At 72.2% G+C, this 21,444-nt stretch carries 19 protein-coding genes and 1 riboswitch; of the genes, 10 read left to right on the top strand and 9 right to left on the bottom strand.

Going from position 1 to position 21,444, the window contains the following annotated elements; translation table 11 throughout:
- Window positions 1-80 precede the first annotated feature (80 nt).
- From pstC to pstB, 3 genes are read left to right on the top strand one after another with little or no spacing between them, the layout of a single operon-like run.
- Window positions 81-983 (top strand): phosphate ABC transporter permease subunit PstC, encoded by a 903-nt coding sequence (gene pstC, locus ACFY3L_RS46835; protein WP_389340036.1) that lies wholly within the window; start codon window positions 81-83, stop codon window positions 981-983.
- Window positions 980-2,068, top strand: a complete 1,089-nt coding sequence (gene pstA / locus ACFY3L_RS46830) for a phosphate ABC transporter permease PstA (protein ID WP_389340034.1) — start codon at window positions 980-982, stop codon at window positions 2,066-2,068. The genes pstC and pstA overlap by 4 nt, the downstream gene beginning before the upstream one ends.
- A 20-nt stretch (window positions 2,069-2,088) precedes the next feature.
- Window positions 2,089-2,865 carry a phosphate ABC transporter ATP-binding protein PstB gene (pstB, locus tag ACFY3L_RS46825; RefSeq protein ID WP_344511493.1) on the top strand — a complete coding sequence of 259 codons (777 nt, stop codon included), beginning with the start codon at window positions 2,089-2,091 and terminating at the stop codon, window positions 2,863-2,865.
- 9 nt (window positions 2,866-2,874) lie between these two features.
- On the opposite strand, the gene ACFY3L_RS46820 is transcribed toward pstB, so the two are convergent.
- A complete protein-coding gene (locus ACFY3L_RS46820; RefSeq protein WP_389340032.1) occupies window positions 2,875-3,645 on the bottom strand; it encodes an NUDIX hydrolase in 771 nt (256 codons plus the stop codon).
- 9 nt (window positions 3,646-3,654) lie between these two features.
- Window positions 3,655-4,077, bottom strand: a complete 423-nt coding sequence (locus ACFY3L_RS46815; RefSeq protein WP_389340030.1) for a hypothetical protein — start codon at window positions 4,075-4,077, stop codon at window positions 3,655-3,657.
- Window positions 4,078-4,116: 39 nt separating this feature from the next.
- Here ACFY3L_RS46815 and ACFY3L_RS46810 point away from each other — a divergent pair, with 39 nt between their 5' ends.
- Genes ACFY3L_RS46810 through ACFY3L_RS46800 form a run of 3 tightly spaced genes read left to right on the top strand, consistent with a single transcriptional unit; the run spans window position 4,117 to window position 7,457 of the window.
- Window positions 4,117-5,094 carry a Gfo/Idh/MocA family protein gene (locus ACFY3L_RS46810; protein WP_389340028.1) on the top strand — a complete coding sequence of 326 codons (978 nt, stop codon included), beginning with the start codon at window positions 4,117-4,119 and terminating at the stop codon, window positions 5,092-5,094.
- A gap of 42 nt (window positions 5,095-5,136) precedes the next feature.
- On the top strand, window positions 5,137-5,463 hold the full coding sequence (locus tag ACFY3L_RS46805) for a hypothetical protein (protein ID WP_389340026.1): 327 nt from the start codon (window positions 5,137-5,139) through the stop codon (window positions 5,461-5,463).
- Window positions 5,460-7,457 carry a M91 family zinc metallopeptidase gene (locus tag ACFY3L_RS46800; RefSeq protein ID WP_389340024.1) on the top strand — a complete coding sequence of 666 codons (1,998 nt, stop codon included), beginning with the start codon at window positions 5,460-5,462 and terminating at the stop codon, window positions 7,455-7,457. Before ACFY3L_RS46805 ends, ACFY3L_RS46800 begins: the two co-directional genes overlap by 4 nt.
- Window positions 7,458-7,461: 4 nt before the next feature.
- Here the strand turns inward: ACFY3L_RS46800 and ACFY3L_RS46795 are convergent, their stop codons facing one another.
- The 3 genes from ACFY3L_RS46795 to ACFY3L_RS46785 form a co-directional block, all read right to left on the bottom strand.
- Complete coding sequence (locus ACFY3L_RS46795) at window positions 7,462-8,478, bottom strand: anion permease (protein WP_389340161.1); 1,017 nt, start codon at window positions 8,476-8,478, stop codon at window positions 7,462-7,464.
- A 1-nt stretch (window position 8,479) separates the two neighbouring features.
- On the bottom strand, window positions 8,480-9,106 hold the full coding sequence (locus ACFY3L_RS46790; protein ID WP_360095910.1) for a DUF47 family protein: 627 nt from the start codon (window positions 9,104-9,106) through the stop codon (window positions 8,480-8,482).
- 112 nt (window positions 9,107-9,218) lie between these two features.
- The gene (locus tag ACFY3L_RS46785; protein ID WP_389340022.1) at window positions 9,219-10,211 is read right to left on the bottom strand and encodes a hypothetical protein; all 993 of its coding nucleotides are present in this window, start codon (window positions 10,209-10,211) and stop codon (window positions 9,219-9,221) included.
- A gap of 63 nt (window positions 10,212-10,274) precedes the next feature.
- On the opposite strand from ACFY3L_RS46785, the gene sigJ reads away from it, so the two are divergent.
- Window positions 10,275-11,141 carry an RNA polymerase sigma factor SigJ gene (gene sigJ / locus ACFY3L_RS46780; protein ID WP_389340020.1) on the top strand — a complete coding sequence of 289 codons (867 nt, stop codon included), beginning with the start codon at window positions 10,275-10,277 and terminating at the stop codon, window positions 11,139-11,141.
- Here the strand turns inward: sigJ and ACFY3L_RS46775 are convergent.
- A complete protein-coding gene (locus ACFY3L_RS46775; protein WP_389340018.1) occupies window positions 11,124-11,618 on the bottom strand; it encodes a DUF402 domain-containing protein in 495 nt (164 codons plus the stop codon). The genes sigJ and ACFY3L_RS46775 overlap by 18 nt on opposite strands.
- 131 nt (window positions 11,619-11,749) lie before the next feature.
- Between ACFY3L_RS46775 and ACFY3L_RS46770 the strand changes: the two genes are divergently transcribed.
- Window positions 11,750-13,735 (top strand): ATP-dependent DNA helicase, encoded by a 1,986-nt coding sequence (locus ACFY3L_RS46770; protein ID WP_389340159.1) that lies wholly within the window; start codon window positions 11,750-11,752, stop codon window positions 13,733-13,735.
- Window positions 13,736-15,692: 1,957 nt separating this feature from the next.
- Here ACFY3L_RS46770 and ACFY3L_RS46765 read toward each other — a convergent pair.
- Window positions 15,693-16,943 carry an AI-2E family transporter gene (locus ACFY3L_RS46765; RefSeq protein WP_389340016.1) on the bottom strand — a complete coding sequence of 417 codons (1,251 nt, stop codon included), beginning with the start codon at window positions 16,941-16,943 and terminating at the stop codon, window positions 15,693-15,695.
- 146 nt (window positions 16,944-17,089) lie between these two features.
- Here ACFY3L_RS46765 and ACFY3L_RS46760 point away from each other — a divergent pair, with 146 nt between their 5' ends.
- The gene (locus ACFY3L_RS46760; RefSeq protein WP_389340157.1) at window positions 17,090-17,419 is read left to right on the top strand and encodes a GroES family chaperonin; all 330 of its coding nucleotides are present in this window, start codon (window positions 17,090-17,092) and stop codon (window positions 17,417-17,419) included.
- On the opposite strand, the gene ACFY3L_RS46755 is transcribed toward ACFY3L_RS46760, so the two are convergent.
- Entirely contained in the window at window positions 17,410-18,831 is a 1,422-nt protein-coding gene (locus tag ACFY3L_RS46755) for a PrsW family intramembrane metalloprotease (RefSeq protein WP_389340014.1), read from the bottom strand. The two genes, ACFY3L_RS46760 and ACFY3L_RS46755, sit on opposite strands and share 10 nt — an antisense overlap.
- Window positions 18,832-19,148: 317 nt before the next feature.
- Window positions 19,149-19,265: riboswitch (SAM riboswitch) on the top strand.
- A 12-nt stretch (window positions 19,266-19,277) separates the two neighbouring features.
- Here ACFY3L_RS46755 and ACFY3L_RS46750 point away from each other — a divergent pair.
- Complete coding sequence (locus ACFY3L_RS46750; protein ID WP_389340012.1) at window positions 19,278-20,471, top strand: aminotransferase class V-fold PLP-dependent enzyme; 1,194 nt, start codon at window positions 19,278-19,280, stop codon at window positions 20,469-20,471.
- Window positions 20,472-20,519: 48 nt separating this feature from the next.
- Here the strand turns inward: ACFY3L_RS46750 and ligD are convergent, their stop codons facing one another.
- Window positions 20,520-21,386 carry a non-homologous end-joining DNA ligase gene (gene ligD / locus ACFY3L_RS46745; protein ID WP_389340010.1) on the bottom strand — a complete coding sequence of 289 codons (867 nt, stop codon included), beginning with the start codon at window positions 21,384-21,386 and terminating at the stop codon, window positions 20,520-20,522.
- Window positions 21,387-21,444: the final 58 nt, after the last annotated feature.

Genomic DNA, 21,444 nt, shown 5'->3' with positions numbered 1-21,444 from the left:
AGCAGACTCTGCCTGCCACCTCCGCCGGTTCGCCCGGCGGAGGTGGCGGTCTTCCGAGGAAGCGCCGTCTCGGCGCTGACATGATCTTCCGTGGCACCGCGACAGCTGCCGGCTCGATGGTGCTCGTCATCATCGCCGCCATCGCCGTCTTCCTGATCGTCAAGGCCATCCCGGCGATCAACAAGGACACCGAGAACTTCTTCACCTACAAGTCGTGGTTCACCGACGGCGACACCCCGCAGTTCGGTGTCGCGGCGACGGTCTTCGGCACGGTGCTCACCGGTGCGCTCGCGCTCCTGCTGGCGGTCCCGGTGGCCCTCGGCATCGCGCTGTGCCTGTCGCACTACGCGCACCGCCGGGTGGCCACCAGCCTCGGCTTCGTGATCGACCTGCTCGCCGCGGTGCCCAGTGTCGTGTTCGGCCTCTGGGGCCGCGACTACTTCTACGAGCCGATCAACGACCTCTCGAAGTGGCTGCACGACACGTTCGGCTGGCTGCCGATCTTCGGGAGCGAAGGCCCCTACGGCAAGTCGATCCTGCTCGGCTCGATCGTCCTGGCGATCATGGTCCTGCCGATCGTCACCTCGCTCTCCCGCGAGGTCTTCATGCAGACCCCGCCGGAGAACCAGGAGGCCGCCCTCGCGCTCGGCTCCACGAAGTGGGAGATGATCCGCACCGCCGTGCTCCCTTACGGCAAGGCGGGCATCATCGCCTCGGTCATGCTGGGCCTGGGCCGCGCGCTCGGCGAGACGATCGCCCTCGCGCTGACCCTCGGCGGCGTCTACAACATCAAGTGGGACTTCCTCGGTCCCGGCGGCGTCACCATCGCCTCCAACATCGCCAACCGGTTCGGTGAGGCCAACGACACCGGTCGCGGTGCCCTCATCGCCTCCGGTCTGGTGCTGTTCGCCATCACGCTGGTCGTCAACATGGCCGCGCGCGCGATCATCTACCGGCGCCGCGAATTCGTCGGGAGCGCATGATGAGCGTCGAAACCCCTGAACGCGTCGTCGGGCTGAGCAGCGGCCAGCAGCTGCGCAGCAAGTCCCTGCCGTCGTGGTCGGCCTGGGCGGCGGCAGCCGCCGCGATCGCCGTGGCGTTCGTCCTGATCTACCTGACCTCGGCCGGCGGTCTGGTCCTCACCGGGGTAGTCGCGGCCGTGCTGTTCGTGCTGTTCTTCGCGATCGCCGCGTCGATCGTCGAGGGCGGCCGCGCGGCCCGCAACCGCATCGCCACCACGCTGATCTACGGCGCGTTCATCCTGGCCCTGGCTCCGCTGCTGTCGGTGGCCTGGACCCTGGTCAGCAAGGGCACCACCCGCCTCGACGGCAACTTCTTCGGCACGTCGATGAACAACATCGGCGCGTTCGACGAGAAGGGCGGCGCCTACCACGCGATCATCGGCACGCTCGAGCAGGCAGGTCTCGCCACGCTGATCACCGTGCCGCTGGGCATCCTCGGCGCGATCTACATCGTGGAGTACGGCCGCGGCTTCCTGGCCAACGCGATCCGCTTCTTCGTCGACGTCATGACGGGCATCCCGTCGATCGTGTCCGGCCTGTTCATCCTGTCGTTCTGGGTCTTCACGGTCACGCCGCTGTTCAACGACGGCCGGGCCGCCTACTCCGGCTTCGCGGCGGCACTCTCGCTGAGCGTGCTGATGCTGCCGACGATCGTCCGCTCCACCGAGGAGATGCTGCGGCTCGTGCCCAGCGCGCTGCGCGAGGGCGCCTACGCGCTCGGCGTGGCCCGCTGGAAGACGATCGTCAGCATCGTGCTGCCGACGGCGCTGCCGGGCATCGTCACCGGCGTCATGCTGGCGGTCGCCCGGGCCGCGGGTGAGACCGCGCCGGTCCTGCTGGTCGCCGGCGGCCTCAACTCGATCAACTTCAACGTGTTCAGCGGTAACCAGTCGTCCCTCTCCCTGTTCGTCTTCGAGCAGGCCGGGGTCGCCTCGGAGTTCGCGCCCGGCCGCGCCTGGACGGCGGCCCTCACGCTGGTCGTCCTCGTCCTGGTCCTGACCGTCGCGGCGAAGCTTCTGGCCCGCCGAAACAAGCTCGCCCGATGACCCTCTCTGGAGCGCCCCACATGGCAAAGCGCATCGAAGCCCACGGTGTCACGTCGTACTACGGATCCTTCAAGGCCATCGACGGCGTCTCGATGACGATCGAGCCGAAGTCGGTGACCGCTCTCATCGGGCCGTCCGGCTGCGGCAAGTCGACGTTCCTGCGGTCGATCAACCGGATGCACGAGGTCCTGCCCAACGCCAGGATCGAGGGGCAGCTCCTCATCGACGGGCAGAACATCTACGACAAGGACGTCGACGTCACCGCCGTACGCCGGATGATCGGCATGGTCTTCCAGCGGCCCAACCCGTTCCCGACCATGTCGATCTTCGACAACGTCGTGGCCGGCCTGCGGCTCAACGGCGTGCGCAAGAAGTCGGTGCTCGAGGAGGTCGCCGAGAAGGCGCTCCGCAGCGCCAACCTGTGGAACGAGGTCAAGGACCGGCTCGGCCGCCCCGGCGCCGGCCTGTCCGGCGGTCAGCAGCAGCGCCTGTGCATCGCCCGCGCCATCGCGGTCGAGCCGCAGGTCGTGCTGATGGACGAGCCCTGCTCGGCGCTCGACCCGATCTCCACGCTCGCGATCGAGGACCTGATCACCGAGCTGAAGAACCAGTACACGATCGTGATCGTCACGCACAACATGCAGCAGGCGGCGCGTGTCTCGGACCGCACCGGCTTCTTCTCGATCGACAAGACCGGCGACCCCGGCCGCCTCATCGAGTACGACGACACCGCGAAGATCTTCACCAACCCGTCGGTGAAGAAGACCGAGGACTACATCACCGGCCGGTTCGGCTGAGCGCGTGGGTCAGACAGGGCGGATGGCGTCGGCCGGGTCACGGTCCGACGCCGCCGCCAGGGCCGCCTCGATGCCGCCCGCCCCAGCCACCTCCGCCAGCTCGACGAGCGTGTGCATGGTGGGCGGCAGCATCGTGAAGCGGCCGTCGGCGGCCTCGGCCGGCGAGCACCACACCGTGTCGTCGGCCTCGCCACCGACGTCCCTCGTGACCTGACCCTCCGGCAGGGCGGCGAGGAAGAAGTACGTGTCGAAGCGCCGCGGCTCGAACTCCGGCGTGACCCAGCGCGACCAGGGTGCCAGCAGGTCGGAGCGCAGCACGAGGCCGTTGTCCGTGAGGAACTCGGCGAAGCCGAGCTCCCGCTGGATCAGCGCGATCCTGGCCCGCTCCCAGTCGGGCCCGCTCACGTCCCCGACCACGGTGTCCACGTCGGCGCCGGCCAGCAGCACCCCGGACTCCTCGAACACCTCCCGGACCGCCGCGCAGACCACCGAGCGCGCCACGGACTCCGGCAGCCGCAGCCGCGCCGCCCACTCCGCCGGCGACGGGCCGGCCCAGCCGGGCTGCACCGCCGCGTCCCGCGGGTCGACACCCCCTCCGGGGAACACGTACATCGACGCCGCGAAGGCCATCGTGGGGACCCGGCGCAGCAGGTACACCTCGAACGGCGCCCGCATGAGCACCACCGTGCTGGCGAGGCGGGGCTCCGCCGGTACACCACCCGACAACGCGAACTGACGGGCCTGCTCGGCCAGGGCTGGTGGCAGACGGAACTCGACCATCAGGCCAGATTAGGGCCTGGCTTCGTGGCCCGGGCGGCCGTGGGTGCGGCGCCGCTCCTTCATCTCGGCCTCGTAGAGGTGCCGGCGGCCCTGGACGAGCTCGTCACGGGCGGCCCGGTCGACGTCCTTGAAGGTGGCGTAGTAGTTGTCGTCGAAGTCCTCGACGATCTGGAACGTCCACCGGCCCGCGATCACGTTGCGGCCCACCAGGTCGGTCTCGATCCGCTCGGCGAGCTTCGGGTGGCCGGCGTCGCGGAAGAGCCTGACGGCCTCGTCGAGCATCAGGTCGGCATGGCCGATCAGCTGGTGCAGATCGTAGAGGTGCCCGCGGGCCCGCTCGACGCACTCCAGGGCCTCGCTCAGCTTGCCCAGCGCCTCGACGGTGGCGTCGGAGACACCGTCCGGCCTGCGGTGTTGTTCATCTGGTCCCACGAAAGCCGGGTTACCCCGCCGAGCACTAGATTGAACGCCATGGCCGACCGCATTCGCTGGGGCATCCTGTCCACCGGCAGCATCGCGAGCACGTTCGTGGAGGACCTGCGCCTGCTGCCCGACGCGGAGGTCGCCGCCGTCGGCTCGCGCACCGCGGAGAGCGCCGAGCGGTTCGCGGCGAAGCACGGGATCCCCCGGGCGCACGGCTCCTGGCAGGCGCTGGTCGACGACCCGGAGGTCGACGCGATCTATGTGGCGACGCCGCACACGGCGCACTTCGACGCGACGATGCTGTCGCTCGCGGCGGGCAAGGCGACGCTGACGGAGAAGCCCCTCACGCTCGACGTCGCGTCGTCGGAGGCCCTCGTGGCGACCGCCCGCGAGCGCGGCGTGTTCCTGATGGAGGCGATGTGGATGCGCTGCATCCCCGCCATCCGGCAGATGGCCGAGCTCGTCGCCGCCGGCGCGATCGGCGACCCGACCGCCGTGCACGCCGACTTCGGCATGGCCGGCCCGTGGGACGAGACGCACCGGCTGATGTCCCGGGCGCTCGGCGGCGGGGCACTGTTCGACGTCGGGATCTACCCGGTGACGTTCGCGCACCTGTTCCTCGGCGCGCCGTCCAGCGTCCAGGCGTGGGCGCGGATGACCGCGGGCGGCATCGACGAGAACACCGGCATCCTGCTCGGTTACGACTCCGGCGCGCTCGCCGCGCTGACCTGCTCGCTGGTCGGCGACAGCGCCCGCCGGGCGACCGTCACCGGCACGACCGGCCGGATCGAGGTGGCCCGCGACTTCTTCCACCCGTCCGGCTACACGATCTGGCGCGGCGACGAGGCCGAGACGGTCGACCTGCCGTTCGAGGGTGCCGGCTACCACTTCGAGGCTGCCGAGGTGCACCGCTGCATCCGGGAGGGCCGCACCGAGAGCCCGCTGGTCCCGCTGTCGGAGACGCTGGACATTTTGACGGTTTTGGATGTTGTACGGGTAAAGGTCGGTCTTGACTACTCGAGCTGAACGGGGCAACCCGTTCGTCGTGTCACCGTTACCGTGCGCGATATGGCGAAGGAGATCCGGGCCGATCCCGGCGCGCTGAGCGACCTGGCCGACGCGAGCCTGGCCGCGGCCGAGCACCTGGGCGACCACTTCCGTGGCGGCTACCGCGACCTGCCGGTCCCGGCGCCGGCGTTCGGCAACCTCGGCGGCAGCGCCGCCCTGCACGGCACCTGCACCATGGTCCTCCGGGACGCCCAGTCCGTGATCAGCGGGCTGGTGGCGGTCCTGGAGGGCGACGCCGAGCGCCTGTGGCGCACCGCGTTCGCGTATCACGAGGCCGACCGCCTCGCCGACCAGCGCATGGGCGGCTCCCGCGGAGCGCCGGCATGACGAACGCGGGGCTGGTCATGGAGGCGGTCACGGTCGATGACCTGTGGCGGATCGAGGCGCGGCCCGCGCTGCTCGACGCGGCGGCCGTGGTGTGGCGGCAGGTGGGGCGGGACGCGGACGCGGCCCGCACGGCGCTGGACACGGCGGCGCGGCGGCTGGTCTGGGCGGGCGACGCGGCCGACAGTTACCAGTCGCACCGGGGCAGGCTCGGCGGGGACCTGGACGCCGTGACGCGGCTGGCGCCGGAGGTCGCGTACCGGTACGAGGCGATGGCGGCGCTGCTGCGACGGGGGCAGGGCCTGCTCGACGACGCGTGGCGGGCGATCGCCCCCGTGCCGCACCGGCGGGGGCTGGACGGGGTCACGTTCAGCCCGGCGGATCCGGCGCAGGCCACCGCGGTCGGGCGGGCCGTCACCGAGGCCGCGACGATCCGGTCGGAGATCGCGCAGGCGCTGCTCGTCCACGACGCCGCACTCCGGTCGGCGCGGCCGCGGTGGGCGGCGATGGCGGCCGGTTGGAGCGAGATCGCGGCGGGGCGCGTCGAGGGCTGGCTGGCCCCCGCCGAGGCGTCGCACGCCGTCGACGTGATCGTGGCCGGCAGCTTCGTGGTGGACGCCGGCGACGGCGCCGACGTCGTGTCGGTGCGCACCGAGGCCGACGGCAGCAGGATCGTGCTGGTCGGTGGGGTGCCGGTGCGCGTGCCGGCCGGCGCGCGGCTGGTCGTGCGGGCCGGCTCGGGCGACGACACCGTCCACGTGGAGGGCGGCGGCGCGGTCACCGTGCTCGGCGGCTCGGGCGACGACACGCTGGAGGGCGGCACCGGCGACGACACGCTGCTCGCGGGTGCGGGAGTGGACACCGTGCGCGCGGGCGACGGCGACGACCTGGTGAGCCTGGGACCGTGGCGGGGCGGCGAGCAGAAGGCCGAGACGGCCGCGCTCGGCGGCGGCGACGACCGGCTGTGGGGCAGCGGCGGCCCGGAGCACATCGACGGCGGCGACGGCGACGACCTGCTCTTCGGCGGCGACGGCGACGACGTGATCAGTGCCGGGGCCGGCGCGGACACCGTCGACGGCGGCGCCGGCGAGGACCGGCTGACCGGCAACGGCGGCGACGACACGCTCTTCGGCGGGGACTCCGGCGACCACCTCGACGGCGGTGCGGGCGACGACCGGCTCGACGGCGGCGAGGGCGCGGACGTGCTCTACGGGCTCTCCGGCCGGGACACCCTGACCGGCGGCGCGGGCGGCGACTACCTGGAGGGCGGCACCGGCGACGACGTCCTCGACGGCGGCGACAGCCGTGACGTGCTGTCCGGCGGGCAGGGCGACGACACGCTGACCGGCGGGGCCGGCGACGACGTCGTCTACTCCGGGGCCGGCGCCGACGTCGTGCGCGGCGGCGAGGGCGACGACCTGCTCTACGGCCAGGGCGACGACCGGGTCGCCGGGGTCGAGCACATGACCGCGGTCGCGACGTCCATCGACACGTTCATCCGGATCGAGGGCGACGCGGAGTTCGTCGAGCGGGTCCGGGCGGACCTGGACCTGCTCGGGGCGTCCCCCGCGGGCCGGCAGATGCTGGCCGCGCTGCAGGCGACCGCGGTGCCGATCACCATCCGGCCGGTGGGGGACGACAACGGCTACGCCGACCCCGGGCCGTGGCCGGGGATCCGCTACAACCCGGCGTGGGGCGCCCTGCAGGACGGCCGCCCACCGCTGTCGACGCTCTTCCACGAGCTCGCGCACGTGTACGACTTCACGCACGGGACGGCCGACAACCACCCGTACAACGGCGCCAGCGGGCGGGACGTGGACGGCCGGGGCAACCCGGTGCTCAACCTCGAACGGCAGGCGACCGGGCTGCCCATCGACGACGACGGCGACCCGGCGACCGCCAACCGTCTCGACCCGCGGCACCCGATCGAGCTCACCGAGAACGGCCTGCGCGCCGAGATGCACCTGCCGCTCCGCGACACGTACGGCCGCCCCTGACGACTCAGAACATCCAGCGGGAGATCAGGTAGGCGAGCACGGCGATGGCTCCCGCGGCCGGGAAGGTGAGGACCCAGGCGATCAGGATGTTGCCCGCCACGCTCCACCGGACCGCGGAGAGCCGCTTCGTCGCGCCGACGCCCATGATCGCCGAGGTGATCGTGTGGGTCGTCGAGATCGGCACGCCGAGCCACGAGGTGGTGAAGAGCACGCCCGAGGCGACGGTCTCGGCGGCGAAACCCTGCGGCGGGTCCAGGTCGATGACCTTGCGGCCCAGGGTGCGGATGATCCGCCAGCCGCCGGAGTACGTGCCGAGCGCCAGCATCGTGGAGGAGGTCCAGAACACCCACTCGGGGATGTGGCTGGTGTTGTCCTGGTAGCCGCCGGCGTACAGGGCGAGGACCACGATGCCCATGGTCTTCGCGGCGTCCTGCATGCCGTGGCCGACGGACATCGCCGCGGCGGAGACGGTCTGCGCGTAGCGGAAGCCCTTGTTGAGCTTGCGCGGGTTGCCGTTGCGGAAGATCCACATGATGGCGATCATCACGATGCCGCCGAGCGTGAAGCCGACCAGCGGCGAGGCCACCATCGGGATGACGACCTTCTCCACGATGCCGCTCCACAGGACCGTGGCGTCGTCGACGCCGAGGAGCATCGCGCCGAGCGAGGCGCCGACCAGGCCGCCGACCAGGGCGTGCGACGAGGAGGAGGGGATCCCGAAGTACCAGGTGATGAGGTTCCACGCGATGGCGCCGACGACACCGGCGAACACGATGCCGAGGCCGCTCATCCCGCTCGGCGGGTGGATGATGCCGCTGCCGACGGTCTTGGCGACCTGGCCGCCGAGGTGCGCGCCGGCGAAGTTGCCGAGCGCGGCCATGATCAGGCCCGTGCGCGGACTGAGCGCACGGGTGGAGACTGAGGTCGCGATCGCGTTGGCCGCGTCGTGGAAGCCGTTGGTGTAGTCGAACACCAGTGCCACGAGGATGACGGCCAGCACCGCGATGAGCTGCGCGCTGATGTCACGACTCCTTGACGACGATGGTCTCGACCGTGTTGGCCACGTGCTCGAAGGCGTCGCAGGCGGCCTCGAGCTCGTCGACGACCTCCTTCATCTTGAGCACGGTGAGCGCGTCGTACTCACCGGAGAAGAGCCGCACGAGCAGCATGCGGTACGCGTTGTCGCCCTCGTTCTCCAGGCGGTTGCACTCGACCCAGTACTCCTCGAGGTTCTTCATGGTCTTCAGCCGCGGCATCGCGTCGGCAGTGAGGCGGGCCTGCTGGTCGAGGACCTTGACGATCTCGTGCAGCTCCCGGGGCAGCGACGGCAGCTTGGTCAGGCCGTACAGGTACAGCAGGCTGCCGACCGCCTCGAGGTGGTCCATCACGTCGTCGAGCAGCGAGCCGAGCCGGTAGATGTCCTCCCGGTCGAACGGCGTGATGAAGCTTGAGTTGATCTTCTTGTACAGCTCGTGCGTGATGGCGTCGCTGTCGTGCTCGACCTCGACCAGTCGCTCGCTGACGGTCTGCACGTCGACTCCCGGCAGCGCCAGCTCGGAGAGCAGTTCGGTCCCCTTGACGAGGTTGCCCGCCGCACGGGTGAAGAAGTCGTAGAACGAATCGTCGCTGGGACGCAGCCTCAAACGCACAGCCTGACCTCGAGACGTGAACGAAATCCGCGAGGGCCGGTTGGTCCTCGGCGGGAATGCTAGATCCCGCTACTGAGCTCGGCAGAACCGCAGTCCTGTGACCTTGTGCAGTTCATCTTCCGTTCAGCCGCTGTTCATCTTGTACCGCTGGCCGCCGGGGTTCGGCCCGGTGCTTTCGCTCGCGATCGACCGGTTTGCGGAGAAATCTCGCGAGCGGTGCCCGGTGGCGGCTGGCGATCAGGTCGGCGCCCGCGGCGCGCAGCTCCTGCCAGAACGCCGTGCGGACGTGCCGCGGGTCCTCCGGCACGCCGACGAACCGGATCCGGCGGCCGCCGGCGTGCGCGGCGCCGACCAGCGACCGCAGGATGTGCCGCGCCTCCGCGGGAAACTCGGGCCACTCCTCATGCGGGTCCCAGCCGATCCGGGCGTCGAGCGCCTCGGTGACCAGCGGCGCGACGGTGACGGGCAGGCCGCCGGGCTCCAGGTCGCTGAAGCGGCCCTCCAGGAACGCGAACCGCTCGTAGGCGCCGAGCAGATCGGCGCGGGACCAGTACGGGCCGGTGAGCACGACGGTGATCGCGCCGGGCACGACGCGGCCGCCGAGGAACGTGGTGAGCAGTTCGGCGCGCGGGCGCAGGAGGAGGTCGAGCGCCTCGTACTCCGGGCGGGCGGCCTGCAGCAGCGCGGCCCGCTGCTGCGGCGCCGTCACGCGTGGCGGCGGGGCCGGCTCCGGGTCGGCGTGGACGAGCAGCAGGAACGGCTCGGCGCGGCGGGGGTGGACCCGGCCGAGCGGGCTCTCGGCGACCAGCGCCGCCAGGGGCTCCAGGACGGCCTGCTCGAAGGTCGGCGCCGGCTCGCCGTCGGGCATGTCACAGTCCAGGCGCAGCACCGGCGGCACGGTGTCGGTGTCGAGCCGCACGGCGACCTCGACGCCCGCGAAGCCGGCGCGGACGGCGGTCACGACCGGGTCGGCGGGGCCGTCGACCGCCACGAGCAGGCCGTCGGCGAGATACGGCCGGCCCCGCCGCGCTCTCGCCGCGGCCAGTGCGCCCATCGCCGCGAGGCCCACCATGCCGCTGGCGACCGTGGCCAGACCATTGCTCATGCCCTAAATGGTATGTAACAGGCATTTCGCCCGGGTGGAAAACGCCCTGCTTGAATAGGTGTCGTGGTCGACGAGTTCAGCGCACACCGTGATCATCTCTTCGGCGTGGCGTACCGGATGCTCGGCAGCCGAGCCGATGCCGAGGACGTCGTGCAGGACGCCTGGCTGCGGTACGCGGGGGCGGACACCACCGGGGTCGCCGACCTGCGGGCCTGGCTGACCACCGTCACCGGGCGGCTGTGCCTCGACCATCTGCGGGCCGCGAAGGCGCGCCGGGAGGCGTACGTCGGGCCGTGGCTGCCGTCGCCGCTGGTGGAGCGGATCGCCGACCCGTCGCAGGTGGACCCGGGCGAGCGGGTGTCGTTCCGGGACAGCGTGAGCATGGCGCTGCTGTGCGTGCTCGACGCGTTGACCCCCGAGCAGCGGGTGGCGTTCGTGCTGCACGACGTGTTCGCGGTGCCGTTCGCGGAGGTCGCGGCGACGCTCGGTACAACACCTGAGAACGCCAGGCAGCTGGCCTCTCGCGCCCGTCGTGCGGTCACCGACGGCGAACGCCGCCACACGACGGACCGGGCGCTGCAGGCTTCGGTGCTGACCGCCTTCACTGCGGCGGCGGCCGGCGGGGACATCGAGGCGCTGCTCAAGGTGCTCGCCCCGGACGTGGTCGCGTTCGGCGACGGCGGCGGCGTCGTGTCCGCGGCCCGGCGGCCGGTCGTCGGGGCGTCCGACGTGGCTCGCTTCGTGCTGGGCCTGTACCGCCGCACTGCCGATGTGTCGATCGAGGTCGCGCTGGTCAACGGCGACCTGGGGTTGGTGGTGTCCTTCGGCGGGGCCGCCGCGGTCGCCGGCTTCGGGATCAGCCCGTCGGGACTCATCACCGGGCTCTACAACCAGCTCAACCCCGCGAAGCTGTCACTGGACGAGTTCTAGCCATTCGCGGTACCTGTCGCCGAACGGTTCGATCCGCTGCGTGACGGCGCCGAAGAGCCAGTCGGCGCTGGCCTGCGCCTCGGCGATCACGTCGGCGGGGTAGGCGTACTTGACCTGGTGCGCGGCGAACTCGTCCTCGTCGAGCAGCTCGATCGCGCCCGTGCGCCGGCGCCGCACGTCGAGGTCCAGGTCGATCATTGTGACCTCCGTCTCCTCCACCCAATGGGGGACTGTGGTGATGTCGCAGTAGATCTCGGTGCGGTGCGGTGCCGCGTTGAAGCACGCGGTCCACCAGGCCTGGCGCGGGAAGAGCAGCACGTGCGGCGCCTCGACCGGGCCGGTCCTCGTCGGGCCGCGGTGCACGATCGTGCCGGTGTCGGCGCCGACCCAGATGCCGTGGTCGTCCTCGCCGAGGAGCCTGGTCTCGTAGTTCCAGTGCAGTGAACCGTCGAACTTGCGGTAGACCACTTTTGGCATGCGCCCACAGTACTGATCGTGATGGTGCCCGCGGGTTTCTGTCGTACCGAGGCGGTAGCTTCTTGGTCGTGACTGCGACGCTTGCCACCACTGATCTGCTTTCCGCCGCCGTCGGTGCCGTGCCGGGCGGCATGGAGCGGCCAGGGCAGCAGCAGATGGCCGAGGCGATCGCTTCGGCCGTGTCGCGTGAGGAGCACCTGCTCGTCCAGGCGGGCACGGGCACCGGCAAGTCCCTGGCCTATCTCGTGCCGTCCCTGCTGGTCGACGGCCCCGTCGTGGTGTCCACCGCCACGCTCGCGCTGCAGTCACAGCTCGTCGACCACGACCTGCCGCGGCTCGCCGACGCGGTCGAGCCGCTGCTGCGCCGGCGCCCGACCTTCGCCGTGCTCAAGGGCCGGCACCACTATGTCTGCCTGGCCCGGCTGGAGGGCACCTCCGCCGACGAGCCCGACGACGCGCTCTTCGACGTCGGCGAGGCCCGGCCGACCCGCTGGCTCGGTGAGGCGGGGCGGATCGGCAAGCACATCGAGCGCCTCCGCGACTGGGCGATGGAGACCGAGACCGGCGACCGCGACGAGCTCGACCCGGGCGTCGACGACTCCGCGTGGAGGCTGGTCTCGATGCCCGCCCGCGAGTGCGTCGGCGCGGCCCGCTGCCCCTATGGGTCGGAGTGCTTCGCCGAGGCCTCCCGCGCCCGCGCCCGCGAGGCCGACATCGTCGTCACCAACCACAGCCTCCTCGCCGTCGACATGCTCAGCGGCCGCATGATCATCCCGCCGCACAAGCTCCTCGTCGTCGACGAGGCGCACGAGCTCGCCGACCGGGTCAGCTCCGCCTCACAGGCCGAGCTCACCCCCGAGCTGCTGGAGCGCGCCGCCCGCCGCTGCCGGCCCTATGTCGACGACGACGTCGCCGACCGGCTCATGGAGGCCGGCGACACGCTCACCGTCGCGCTCGCCGACGCCCCCGCCGGCCGCATCACCGACGGCCTGCCCACCACCCTCGGCGAGGCGCTCACGCTCCTCGACGGCGGCGGCCGCAAGGCGGTCGACGCGATCGGCGAGGTCAAGGCCGACGACGCCGACCCCGTCCGCAAGCAGCAGGCCAAGACCATGGTCGCCGACCTCACCAAGATCGCCCAGCGGATCCTCTCCGACTCCGAGCACGACGTCACCTGGATCGAGCGCGACGACCGCGGCCGCCGCGCGGTGGTCATCGCCCCCCTCTCGGTCGCCGGCACGCTCAACACGCACCTGTTCCACGAGCGCACGGTCGTCGCGACCTCGGCCACCCTGGCCCTCGGCGGGCAGTTCGACACCGTGGCCCGCTCGCTCGGCCTGCCTGTCACGGCCCCGGCGCCGGTCCCGGCGCAGCCTTCATCGCCGGGGGCCGCCGCTCGCGACGCGGTCATGCGCGCCTCCGCCGCCCGCGACGAGGCCGACCTGGCGTGGAGCTCGCTCGACGTCGGCTCCCCGTTCGACTATGCCAAGCAGGGCATCCTCTATGTCGCCGCCCACCTGCAGCGCCCGCAGACCTCCGGCCTGTCCGAGCCCGCGGCCAACGAGATGGTCGAGCTCGTCCAGTCCCTGGGCGGCCGCACCCTCGGCCTCTTCTCCTCCCGCAAGGCCGCCGAGCGCGCCGCCGAGGTGCTCCGCGCCCGCGTCCCCGGCATCACGATCCTCCTGCAGGGCGAGGAGGCGCTGCCGATCCTCGTCCGCAAGTTCCGCACCGACCGCAACAGCTGCCTGCTCGGCGTCATGTCCCTCTGGCAGGGCGTCGACGTGCCGGGCGACGCCTGCCAGCTGGTCATCATCGACCGCCTCCCCTTCCCCCGCCCCGACGAGCCCCTCGCCGCCGCCCGCTCCGCCGCCGTCGACTCCGCGGGCGGCTCGGGCTTCGCCGCCGTCAGCGTCCCGATCGCCGCGGTCCGCCTGGCGCAGGGGGTCGGCCGCCTGATCCGAGCCCGCACCGACAAGGGCGTCGTGGCCGTCCTCGACTCCCGTTTGGAGACGGCCCGCAGCTACGGCCCTTACCTCCGCGCCTCTCTCCCCCCGTTCTGGTACACCACCAAGCCCGACGTCGTCCGCGCCGCCCTCCGCCGCTTGTCCACCTCCTGACCGCGCATCTCGCTGCCCTCTCGGACCGCACCGCCCTCGTCGTCGCCCGGCTGGCTCGACGCCTGACCGCCCGCTCCGGCCCTTCTCGGACCTCGCCGCTCTCGTCGACGCCCGGCTCGCCCGGCACCTGACCGCCCGCTCCGGCCCTTCTCGGACCGCGCCGCTCTCGTCGACGCCCGGCTGGCCCGCCGCCTTCCACCTACTTCGGCCCCGCCCCCTCTCGGGCCTCACCGCCTGCGTTCTCTGACGTCACCGCCTGCGTTGCCGCCCGGCTCACAACCTCGGCCCGCCGCCTGTCCACCTCCTGACCGCCGACTTCAGGTGCCGCCCCTTCTCGGACCTCACCACCGTCGGAAGTTGCCGACCACGACCTGGCCCGCCGCCTGCCCACCTCCTGACCGCCCGCTCCGGTCCCTGCCGCTTCTCGGACCTCACCGCCATCGGGAGCTGCCGACTCACGGCCTTGCCCGCTGCCTGTCGACGCTCTGACCGTCCACTTCTGCCCGCCCCTCTCGGACCCCCACCGCTCTCGTTGTCGCCCGGCTGCCCGCCACCGCCTGCCCACCCCCCGACCGCCCGCTCCGACCCCTGCCCCTTCTCGGACCTCACTACCGTCGGAAGTTGCCGACCCACGGCCTGGCCCGCCGCCTGCCCACCTCCTGACCGCACACCTCGCCGCCTCGTCGTTGCCCGGCTGGCCCGCCACCGCCTGCCCACCTCCCCTGACCGCCCGCTCCGGTCCCTGCCGCTTCTCGGACCTCACCACCGTCGGGAGCTGCCAACTCACGGCCTTGCCCGCTGCCTGTCGACGCTCTGACCGTCCACTTCTGCCCGTCCCTCTCGGACCCCCACCGCTCTCGTTGTCGCCCGGCTGCCCGCCACCGCCTGCCCACCTCCTGACCGCACACCTCACCGCCCTCGTCGTTGCCCGGCTGGCCCGCCACCCCTGCCCACCTCCTGACCGCCCGCTCCGGCCCCCTGACCCTTCTCGGGACTCACGGCCGTCCGAAGTTGCCGACCCACGACCTGGCCCGCTGCCTATCTCCCCCGACCGCACGCTCCGGTCCCCTGCCCCTTCTCGGACCTCACCGCCGTCGGGAGCTGTCGACGCCCTGACCGCCCGCTTCTGCCCGCCCCGCTCGAACCCTCACCGCGCTCGTTGTCGCCCGACTGGCCGCCAACGCGTGCCCACCTCCCGACCGCACGCTCCGGCCCCCTGACCCTTCTCGGAACTCACCGCCGTCGGGAGCTGCCGACTCATGACCTGGCCCGTCGCCCATCCGTGACCGCCAACTTCGACTGCTCCTCTCGGGTCTCGCCGCTTCCGGTGCTGCCCGGCTCACGAGCTGGTCCACCGCCGACTTCCGACGACGATGGTCGCGCCCGTCGCCGCCTGCCCCGATTTCCTGGATCGGCCCGCGTCCCAGGCGGCTAACGTGCAGTCCGTGCCGCTGCAGGTGTGCCGCTGCACCGATCGACGTGTTGGCCAGGTCCAGCAGCACGGCCGGCCCGCCTGGCACCCTTGTCCCCGGTCGGCCAGCAGCACCGCACCGGCCGGCACCAGGCGAGCCCAGCAGCGCAGACAGCCGTACGGCGCCCGCCACCAGCCAGCACCATCGCACCGATCGACGCTGCTGGCAGGTCCAGCGACGCAGCCGGCCGCACCCCGTCAGGCAGCACCACCGCGCCAATCGGCACGCCGGCCAGGTCCGGCAACGGCGGCGCCGCGCGAAACCCTCAATCCACCGTCGTGCCCATCGACGCAGGGCCGATCGACACACCTGTCTGGTCCGGCGACGCAGCAAGCCGCACGGCACGCTCGACCCGCCCGAGTCGCCGGCGAGGGGTAGCTGCGTCAGGGCGACGGATCGCTGCCCGTTGGAGGGACGGAACCCCGCACAGGTTTCCTGGCGGTGCCGAGATGTTCTGCACGGCCAGAGGTGGTTGGCGGCGGGGGTCAGTCTGCGGAGACGATGACCGAGTCGGGGGGTGGTTCGTGGCGGTGTTGGACCAGGTGGCGGATGCCGGTGTTGAGGACGGCGACCAGCGGGACGGAGACCAGGGCGCCGATGATGCCGGCCAGGACGACGCCGGTGGAGATGGCGACGATGACGGCCAAGGGGTGGACGGAGACGGCGCGGCCCATGATGAGGGGCTGGAGGACGTGGCCTTCGAGTTGCTGGACGGCGATGACGCCGATGAGGACGATCAGGGCGCTGATCGGGCCTTCGTCGACCAGGGCGACGAGGACGGCGACGGCGCCTGAGACGGTGGCGCCGACGATGGGGACGAAGGCGGCCAGGAACACCATTGTCGCCAGGGGGAACCAGAAGTCCACGTCGATGATGACCAGGAGCAGGCCGATGCCGACGGCGTCGATGAAGGCGACCAGCACCGTCGCGCGGACGTAGGCGACCAGGGTGTGCCAGGCGGCCTCGCCGGCGCGGCGGACGGGGTCGCGGGCGGGGGTGGGCAGGACGCCGGTGAGGAAGAGCCAGATGCGGTGGCCGTCGCGCATGAAGAAGAACGTGACGAAGAGCACCAGCAGGAGCAGCGCGAAGAACTCGATGGTGGCGGTGGCGGTGGAGACGGCGCTGTCGGTGAGGCTGCCGCGGTTGTCCTTGAGCCAGTTGGTGGCGGCGTCGAAGGTGGCGTCGAGCTGGCTGCCGTTGAGGTGCAGCGGGCCGGTGGTGAGCCAGGTCTGGATCTGGTCGACGCCGGCCGAGGCCTTGTCGGCCAGGTTGGGGAAGCCGGCGACGAACTCGGTGACGACCAGGGTGAGCACGCCCGCGACGGCGGCGAGGCCGGTGATGAGCACCAGGAACGCGGCCAGGGACGGCGGGAGCTTCACGCGGCGGCGCAGGAAGCCCATCATCGGCGCGAGCAGGGCGGACAGCAGCAGGGCGATGCTCAGCGGGATGAGGACGGTGCCGAGCCGGCTGACGAGCCAGAGCAGGACGGCGAGGGCCGCCACGAGGACGAGCAGCCGCCACGACCAGGCGGCGGTGAGGCGCAGGCCACGCGGGATCTCGGCGTCGTCGCGGCTCATCGTCGTCGAGTGGATCAGGTCGGGCTCGGCCGGTGGGAGCGGCACCAGCACGACAGGGTCCTCTTCGGAAGCCGCCAGCGCGCGTTCGAGGCGGGCGTTTTCGAGGCGCTGCTCGTACGCCCGCCGGAGGTTGGCGCGCACCTGATCGAACCGGCCCACGGAACCCCCCTGTGACTGCTGCGAACCGACCGGACGCTTCACCGTAGTCCGGGTCCCGCGGCGATGGCACGCAGACAGGCGGTAGCGTCGCAACCGTGACAGCCCAGCCAGCCGCAGGTTACCCGCCGGCCACCACCCCGCCCGCCGTGTCCGATGTGGAAGGGGGCCTGCCGATCCGGTTGCTGCACGACCGGGTCCTCGTCCGGCTCGAAGGGGGCGAGGGTGAGCGCCGGCACGCGTCCGGCATCGTGATCCCGGCGACGGCGTCGGTGGGGCGGCGCCTGTCGTGGGCCACGGCCGTCGGGGTGGGGCCCAACGTGCGGTCGATCGTGGCCGGCGACAGGGTGCTGTTCGACCCGGAGGACCGCTCCGAGGTGGAGCTGCAGGGCCGCGACTACGTGCTGCTGCGCGAGCGTGACGTGCACGCCGTCGCGGCGCGGCGGGTCGAGCCGGACTCGACGGGGCTCTATCTGTAGGGGTAGGGGTATCCGGCGTACATCGGCACCGGGGGCGGAGGCGGCGGCACGACGACCGGGACGGGCACGACCGGGTTGGGCGGAGCCGCGAGCACCCGGACCATCCCGTCCGGGAAGGTGATGTGGTACCTGCTGCCGTCCCACACCGCCAGCGGTGCCTGCGGATCGCGCCCGACGAAGACCTGCCGGTACGCGGCGAGCGCCGTCAACAGCTGGCGCTCCTCGGCGAGTGCCTCCATCCGGCGGGCCGGTGTGTTGTCCAGGCCGCGGTGCATGCCGTCGCGGAGCAGGGCGAGCTTCGTCGCGTCGAACTGGAATGCCTTCATCGCCTTGGCGCCCGGGTCACCGGCGACCCGCCTGGCCCATCGGCGGGCGGACAGCCGCCTGCCGAGCGTGCCGAGCGCCGCCACCTCCGGCGGGGAGAACCAGCCGGCCCGCGCGTACCCGGTGAGCATCCGCTCGGTCAGCCTGCCCTCGGCCGCGCGCTGCCACAGGGCGAAGCCGACCATGCAGAGGAAGATCGGCATCATGACGGAGAAGTAGCCGTACAGCAGGATGATCGGCTTCGCGGCGGCGATCACCGACATGAGGTTCCACGAGCCGTGCAGCATCATCGCGAGCAGCAGGCCGGCGAAGGGTGCGAGCCACTTGACCGCCTTCGTCGAGCTGCGCGACGCGGTGCCGAGCCCGATGGCGGTCATCGACGTGAAGAGCGGGTGCGCGAACCCGGTCATCAGGATGCGCACGATGAAGATGCCGACGAGCGCCGCCGCGCCCTTCACCGCGCCACCGTGCTCGGCGGTGTCGGCGTAGCCCTTGTACCCGAGGTACAGGATGTTCTCCACCATCGCGAACCCGGTCGCGGACAGCCCGCAGTAGACGATGCCGTCGATCAGGCCGGAGAACGCCCGGGGGCGGCGCCACAGCAGCAGGACCGGCCCGAGGGCCTTCATGCTCTCCTCGATGAACGGTGCGACCACGACCGCCACGATCGCGTCCGACAGGCCGAGCTTGTCGGCGAGCAACCCGCCGGCGGTGTTGACCGCGAGCGCGACCGTGGTGGCCACGCACGCGCCCCAGCCGAAGACGAAGACGAGATAGCGGACGGGCTCGGGCTCGTACCGGTCGAGCCACAGAAAACAGGAGACCAGCAGCGGCACGGGGATGACGGCCGCGCCGACGCCGATGACGAGGGCGGTCCACCCGCCGGTGAAGCCGAAGAACGCCAGTATCGCGACGCCGCACGCCGCGATGCCGCCCGTGACGCCGATGAGCGTCCAGAGGCGGCGGCGGTCGGAGCGCTTGGCGGGCGGCGCGGCGGCCAGGGCGAGGGCCGCGGTCGGGTAGCGCTGCTCGCCGGTGTCGGGCGCGGCCTCCTCCGTCACGTTGGGCACGACGTCGGCGCCGGCCACGTCCCACCCCGACGGCGCGGGCGAGCCGGTGGCCGGATCGACCCCACCACCCGAAGCACCGCCTGACGCGCTGCCCGAAGCGCTGCTCGGGGTGTCGGGCGCCTTGTGAAGAGCGACCGGCCCGCCGCTCGACGGAGGCGGCACGGGGAGCGGGGCTGCCCAGGGTGACCGTTCCCCGGGCGCGGCCGGGGCGGCCGCTGGTCGTGCATCACCCGGCAACGGCGACCAGGTGGCGTCACGGCTGCCCGGATCCGAGGGCGTCCCAGCCGGCGGGAGATCGGTCATGGGCCAACCTTATCTGCGCTACGGTGAGGGCAGGTCATGAGTGCCAGCGCAAAGCCCCGGCTCGCTGGCCGGCAACCCTCGCGTTCGCGGCGGGGTGCCCCGGGTGATGACACGGTCCGGCACGCGGTGTGTCCGGACAAGCGCGAGCGGAGGGCTCTGCCATGTCCACGATCCTGTCCCCCGGTGACGTGAAGCTGCGCGACGGCCGCAGCGTCGACTTCGCCAACCTCGACATCGCCGCGACCGCCCCGTGCCTGCGGGTGGTCGCCGACGCGGTCGCCGAGCTCCTGCCGTTCTACGGCAGCGTCCACCGCGGCGCCGGCGCGCTCTCCGAGCGGTGCACGCGGGAGTACGAGCAGGCCAGAGAGACCGTCGCGGACTTCCTCGGCTGCCGCGACGGCGACACGGTCGTCTTCACCCGCAACACCACCGACGCCCTGAATCTGCTGGCCAGGGCGGTGCCCGAGGGCACGACGGTGCTCACGTTCGACGCGGAGCACCACGCCAACCTGCTGCCGTGGCAGCGGAGCCTCCACCTGGACGCGCCGCGCTCGCCGCAGGAGGCGGTGGAGTCGCTGGAGTGGGCGCTGCGCCAGCAGCGGTGCGGCCTGGTCAGCGTAACGGCGGCGAGCAACGTGACCGGCGAGGTGTGGCCCGTGGCGGCGCTCGCCGAGGTGGCGCACCGCTACGGGGCCCGGCTGGCGGTCGACGCGGCGCAGCTCGCCCCGCACGCCCCGGTCGACCTGACCGCGCTGGGCGCCGACTACGTGGCGTTCTCCGGGCACAAGCTGTACGCGCCGTTCGGTGCCGGGGTGCTGGCCGGGCGGGCGGACTGGCTGGACGCCGCCGAGCCGTACCTGGCCGGGGGCGGTGCGAGCGCCAACGTCGGCGACGACCTGGACGTCCGGTGGGCGATCGGGCCGGCGCGGCACGAGGCCGGCACGCCCAACCTGCTCGGCGCCGTCGCGATCGCGGCCGCCTGCCGGGCGCTCGCCACCGCCGACCTCTCCGCGGAGCGGGCCCTGGTGACGCGGCTGCGGGCGGGCCTGGCGCGGCTGCCGCACGTGGAGGAGCTGCGGCTGTTCGAGGCGGACGCGGAGCGGGTCGGCATCGTGTCGTTCGCGGTGCTCGGCGAGGACCCCGGCGAGCTGGCCACGACGCTCGGCCGGGACCACGGGATCGGGGTGCGGACGGGGCAGTTCTGCGCGCATCCGCTGACCCGGCGGCTGCTGTCGGAGGCGGCGGCCAGGCTCGACCCGTCGGCGCCGGTGCCGACGCAGGCGGTGCGGGCCAGCTTCGGCCTCGGCACCACGGAGGCCCACATCGATCGCCTCCTGGCCGCCCTGCACCGCTGAGCCACCTGGCCCCGGGCCATGATCCGTGCGGCTCGGGACCGCCCGGGATCATGAGCCGGACGCGGCGCGGTCCAGGACGGCGGAAGGGGTGAGGTCGGCGATGGTCAGCGTGCCGTCGGCGACCTCGTCCCAGGTCAGCGGGGCCGACACCGTCGGCAGGGCACCCGCCCGCAGCGAGAACGGCGCGACCGTCGTCTTGAACGCGTTGTTCTGGCTCCAGTCGATGAAGACCTTCCCCGGGCGGAGCTGCTTCGCCATCCGGGCCACGATCAGGTCGGGCCGGAGGCGGGCGAGCTCTTCGGCGACGTCCTTGACGTACGCGCTGATCTCGTCGGCGGTCTCCTCGCCGGACAGCGCGGCGGTCAGCTGCATGCCCTTGCGGCCGGAGGTCTTGGCGGAGGTCTCCAGGCCGTCGTCGGCGAGCCGGTCCCGGACCAGCAGCGCCACCTCGTAACAGGCGGCGAGCGTGGCCGGCGGGCCGGGGTCGAGGTCGATGACGAGCAGGTCGGGGTTGAGCGGCGAGCCGTCGGCGGCGACCCGCCACTGGGGGGTGTGCAGCTCGAGCGCGGCGAGGTTCGCCAGCCAGACCAGGGTGGCCAGCTCCTCGACGACGATGAAGTCGATGGTCTCGCGGCCGCGGCTGGAGCCCGGCACCGGCAGCCTGACGGTGCGGACCCAGTCGGGCGTGCCGGCCGGGGCGTTCTTCTCGAAGAAGCTGATGCCGTCGACGCCGTTGGGGTAGCGGATCCTGGTCAGGGGCCGGTCGGCGAGGTGCGGCAGGAGGACCGGCGAGATGCGGGTGTAGTAGTCGATGACCTCACCCTTGGTGTAGCCGACCTGCGGATACAGCACCTTGTCGAGGTTGGACAGGTCGAGGTGCCGCCCCTCGACCTCGACCCGCACCTTGTCAGGCATCGGCGACGTCCGAGGAAGCGTCAGCGACGTCGGAGGAAGCGGCAGCGGCGGCGACATC

Source organism: Dactylosporangium sp. NPDC000521 (assembly GCF_042898305.1).
In the GTDB taxonomy this organism is placed as follows: domain Bacteria; phylum Actinomycetota; class Actinomycetes; order Mycobacteriales; family Micromonosporaceae; genus Dactylosporangium.
This window is presented reverse-complemented; position numbering and strand designations above follow the sequence as displayed.

What these genes read in the sequence shown, in the direction of transcription:
- ACFY3L_RS46810 (WP_389340028.1), top strand. Translation starts at nt 4,117, where the DNA reads ATGGCCGACCGCATTCGCTGGGGCATCCTGTCCACCGGCAGCATCGCG.
- ACFY3L_RS46805 (WP_389340026.1), top strand. Translation starts at nt 5,137, where the DNA reads ATGGCGAAGGAGATCCGGGCCGATCCCGGCGCGCTGAGCGACCTGGCC.
- ACFY3L_RS46820 (WP_389340032.1), bottom strand. Translation starts at nt 3,645, where the DNA reads ATGGTCGAGTTCCGTCTGCCACCAGCCCTGGCCGAGCAGGCCCGTCAG.
- ACFY3L_RS46800 (WP_389340024.1), top strand. Translation starts at nt 5,460, where the DNA reads ATGACGAACGCGGGGCTGGTCATGGAGGCGGTCACGGTCGATGACCTG.
- ACFY3L_RS46775 (WP_389340018.1), bottom strand. Translation starts at nt 11,618, where the DNA reads ATGCCAAAAGTGGTCTACCGCAAGTTCGACGGTTCACTGCACTGGAAC.
- pstC (WP_389340036.1), top strand. Translation starts at nt 81, where the DNA reads ATGATCTTCCGTGGCACCGCGACAGCTGCCGGCTCGATGGTGCTCGTC.
- pstA (WP_389340034.1), top strand. Translation starts at nt 980, where the DNA reads ATGATGAGCGTCGAAACCCCTGAACGCGTCGTCGGGCTGAGCAGCGGC.
- ligD (WP_389340010.1), bottom strand. Translation starts at nt 21,386, where the DNA reads ATGCCTGACAAGGTGCGGGTCGAGGTCGAGGGGCGGCACCTCGACCTG.
- pstB (WP_344511493.1), top strand. Translation starts at nt 2,089, where the DNA reads ATGGCAAAGCGCATCGAAGCCCACGGTGTCACGTCGTACTACGGATCC.
- ACFY3L_RS46750 (WP_389340012.1), top strand. Translation starts at nt 19,278, where the DNA reads ATGTCCACGATCCTGTCCCCCGGTGACGTGAAGCTGCGCGACGGCCGC.
- ACFY3L_RS46785 (WP_389340022.1), bottom strand. Translation starts at nt 10,211, where the DNA reads ATGAGCAATGGTCTGGCCACGGTCGCCAGCGGCATGGTGGGCCTCGCG.
- ACFY3L_RS46770 (WP_389340159.1), top strand. Translation starts at nt 11,750, where the DNA reads ATGGAGCGGCCAGGGCAGCAGCAGATGGCCGAGGCGATCGCTTCGGCC.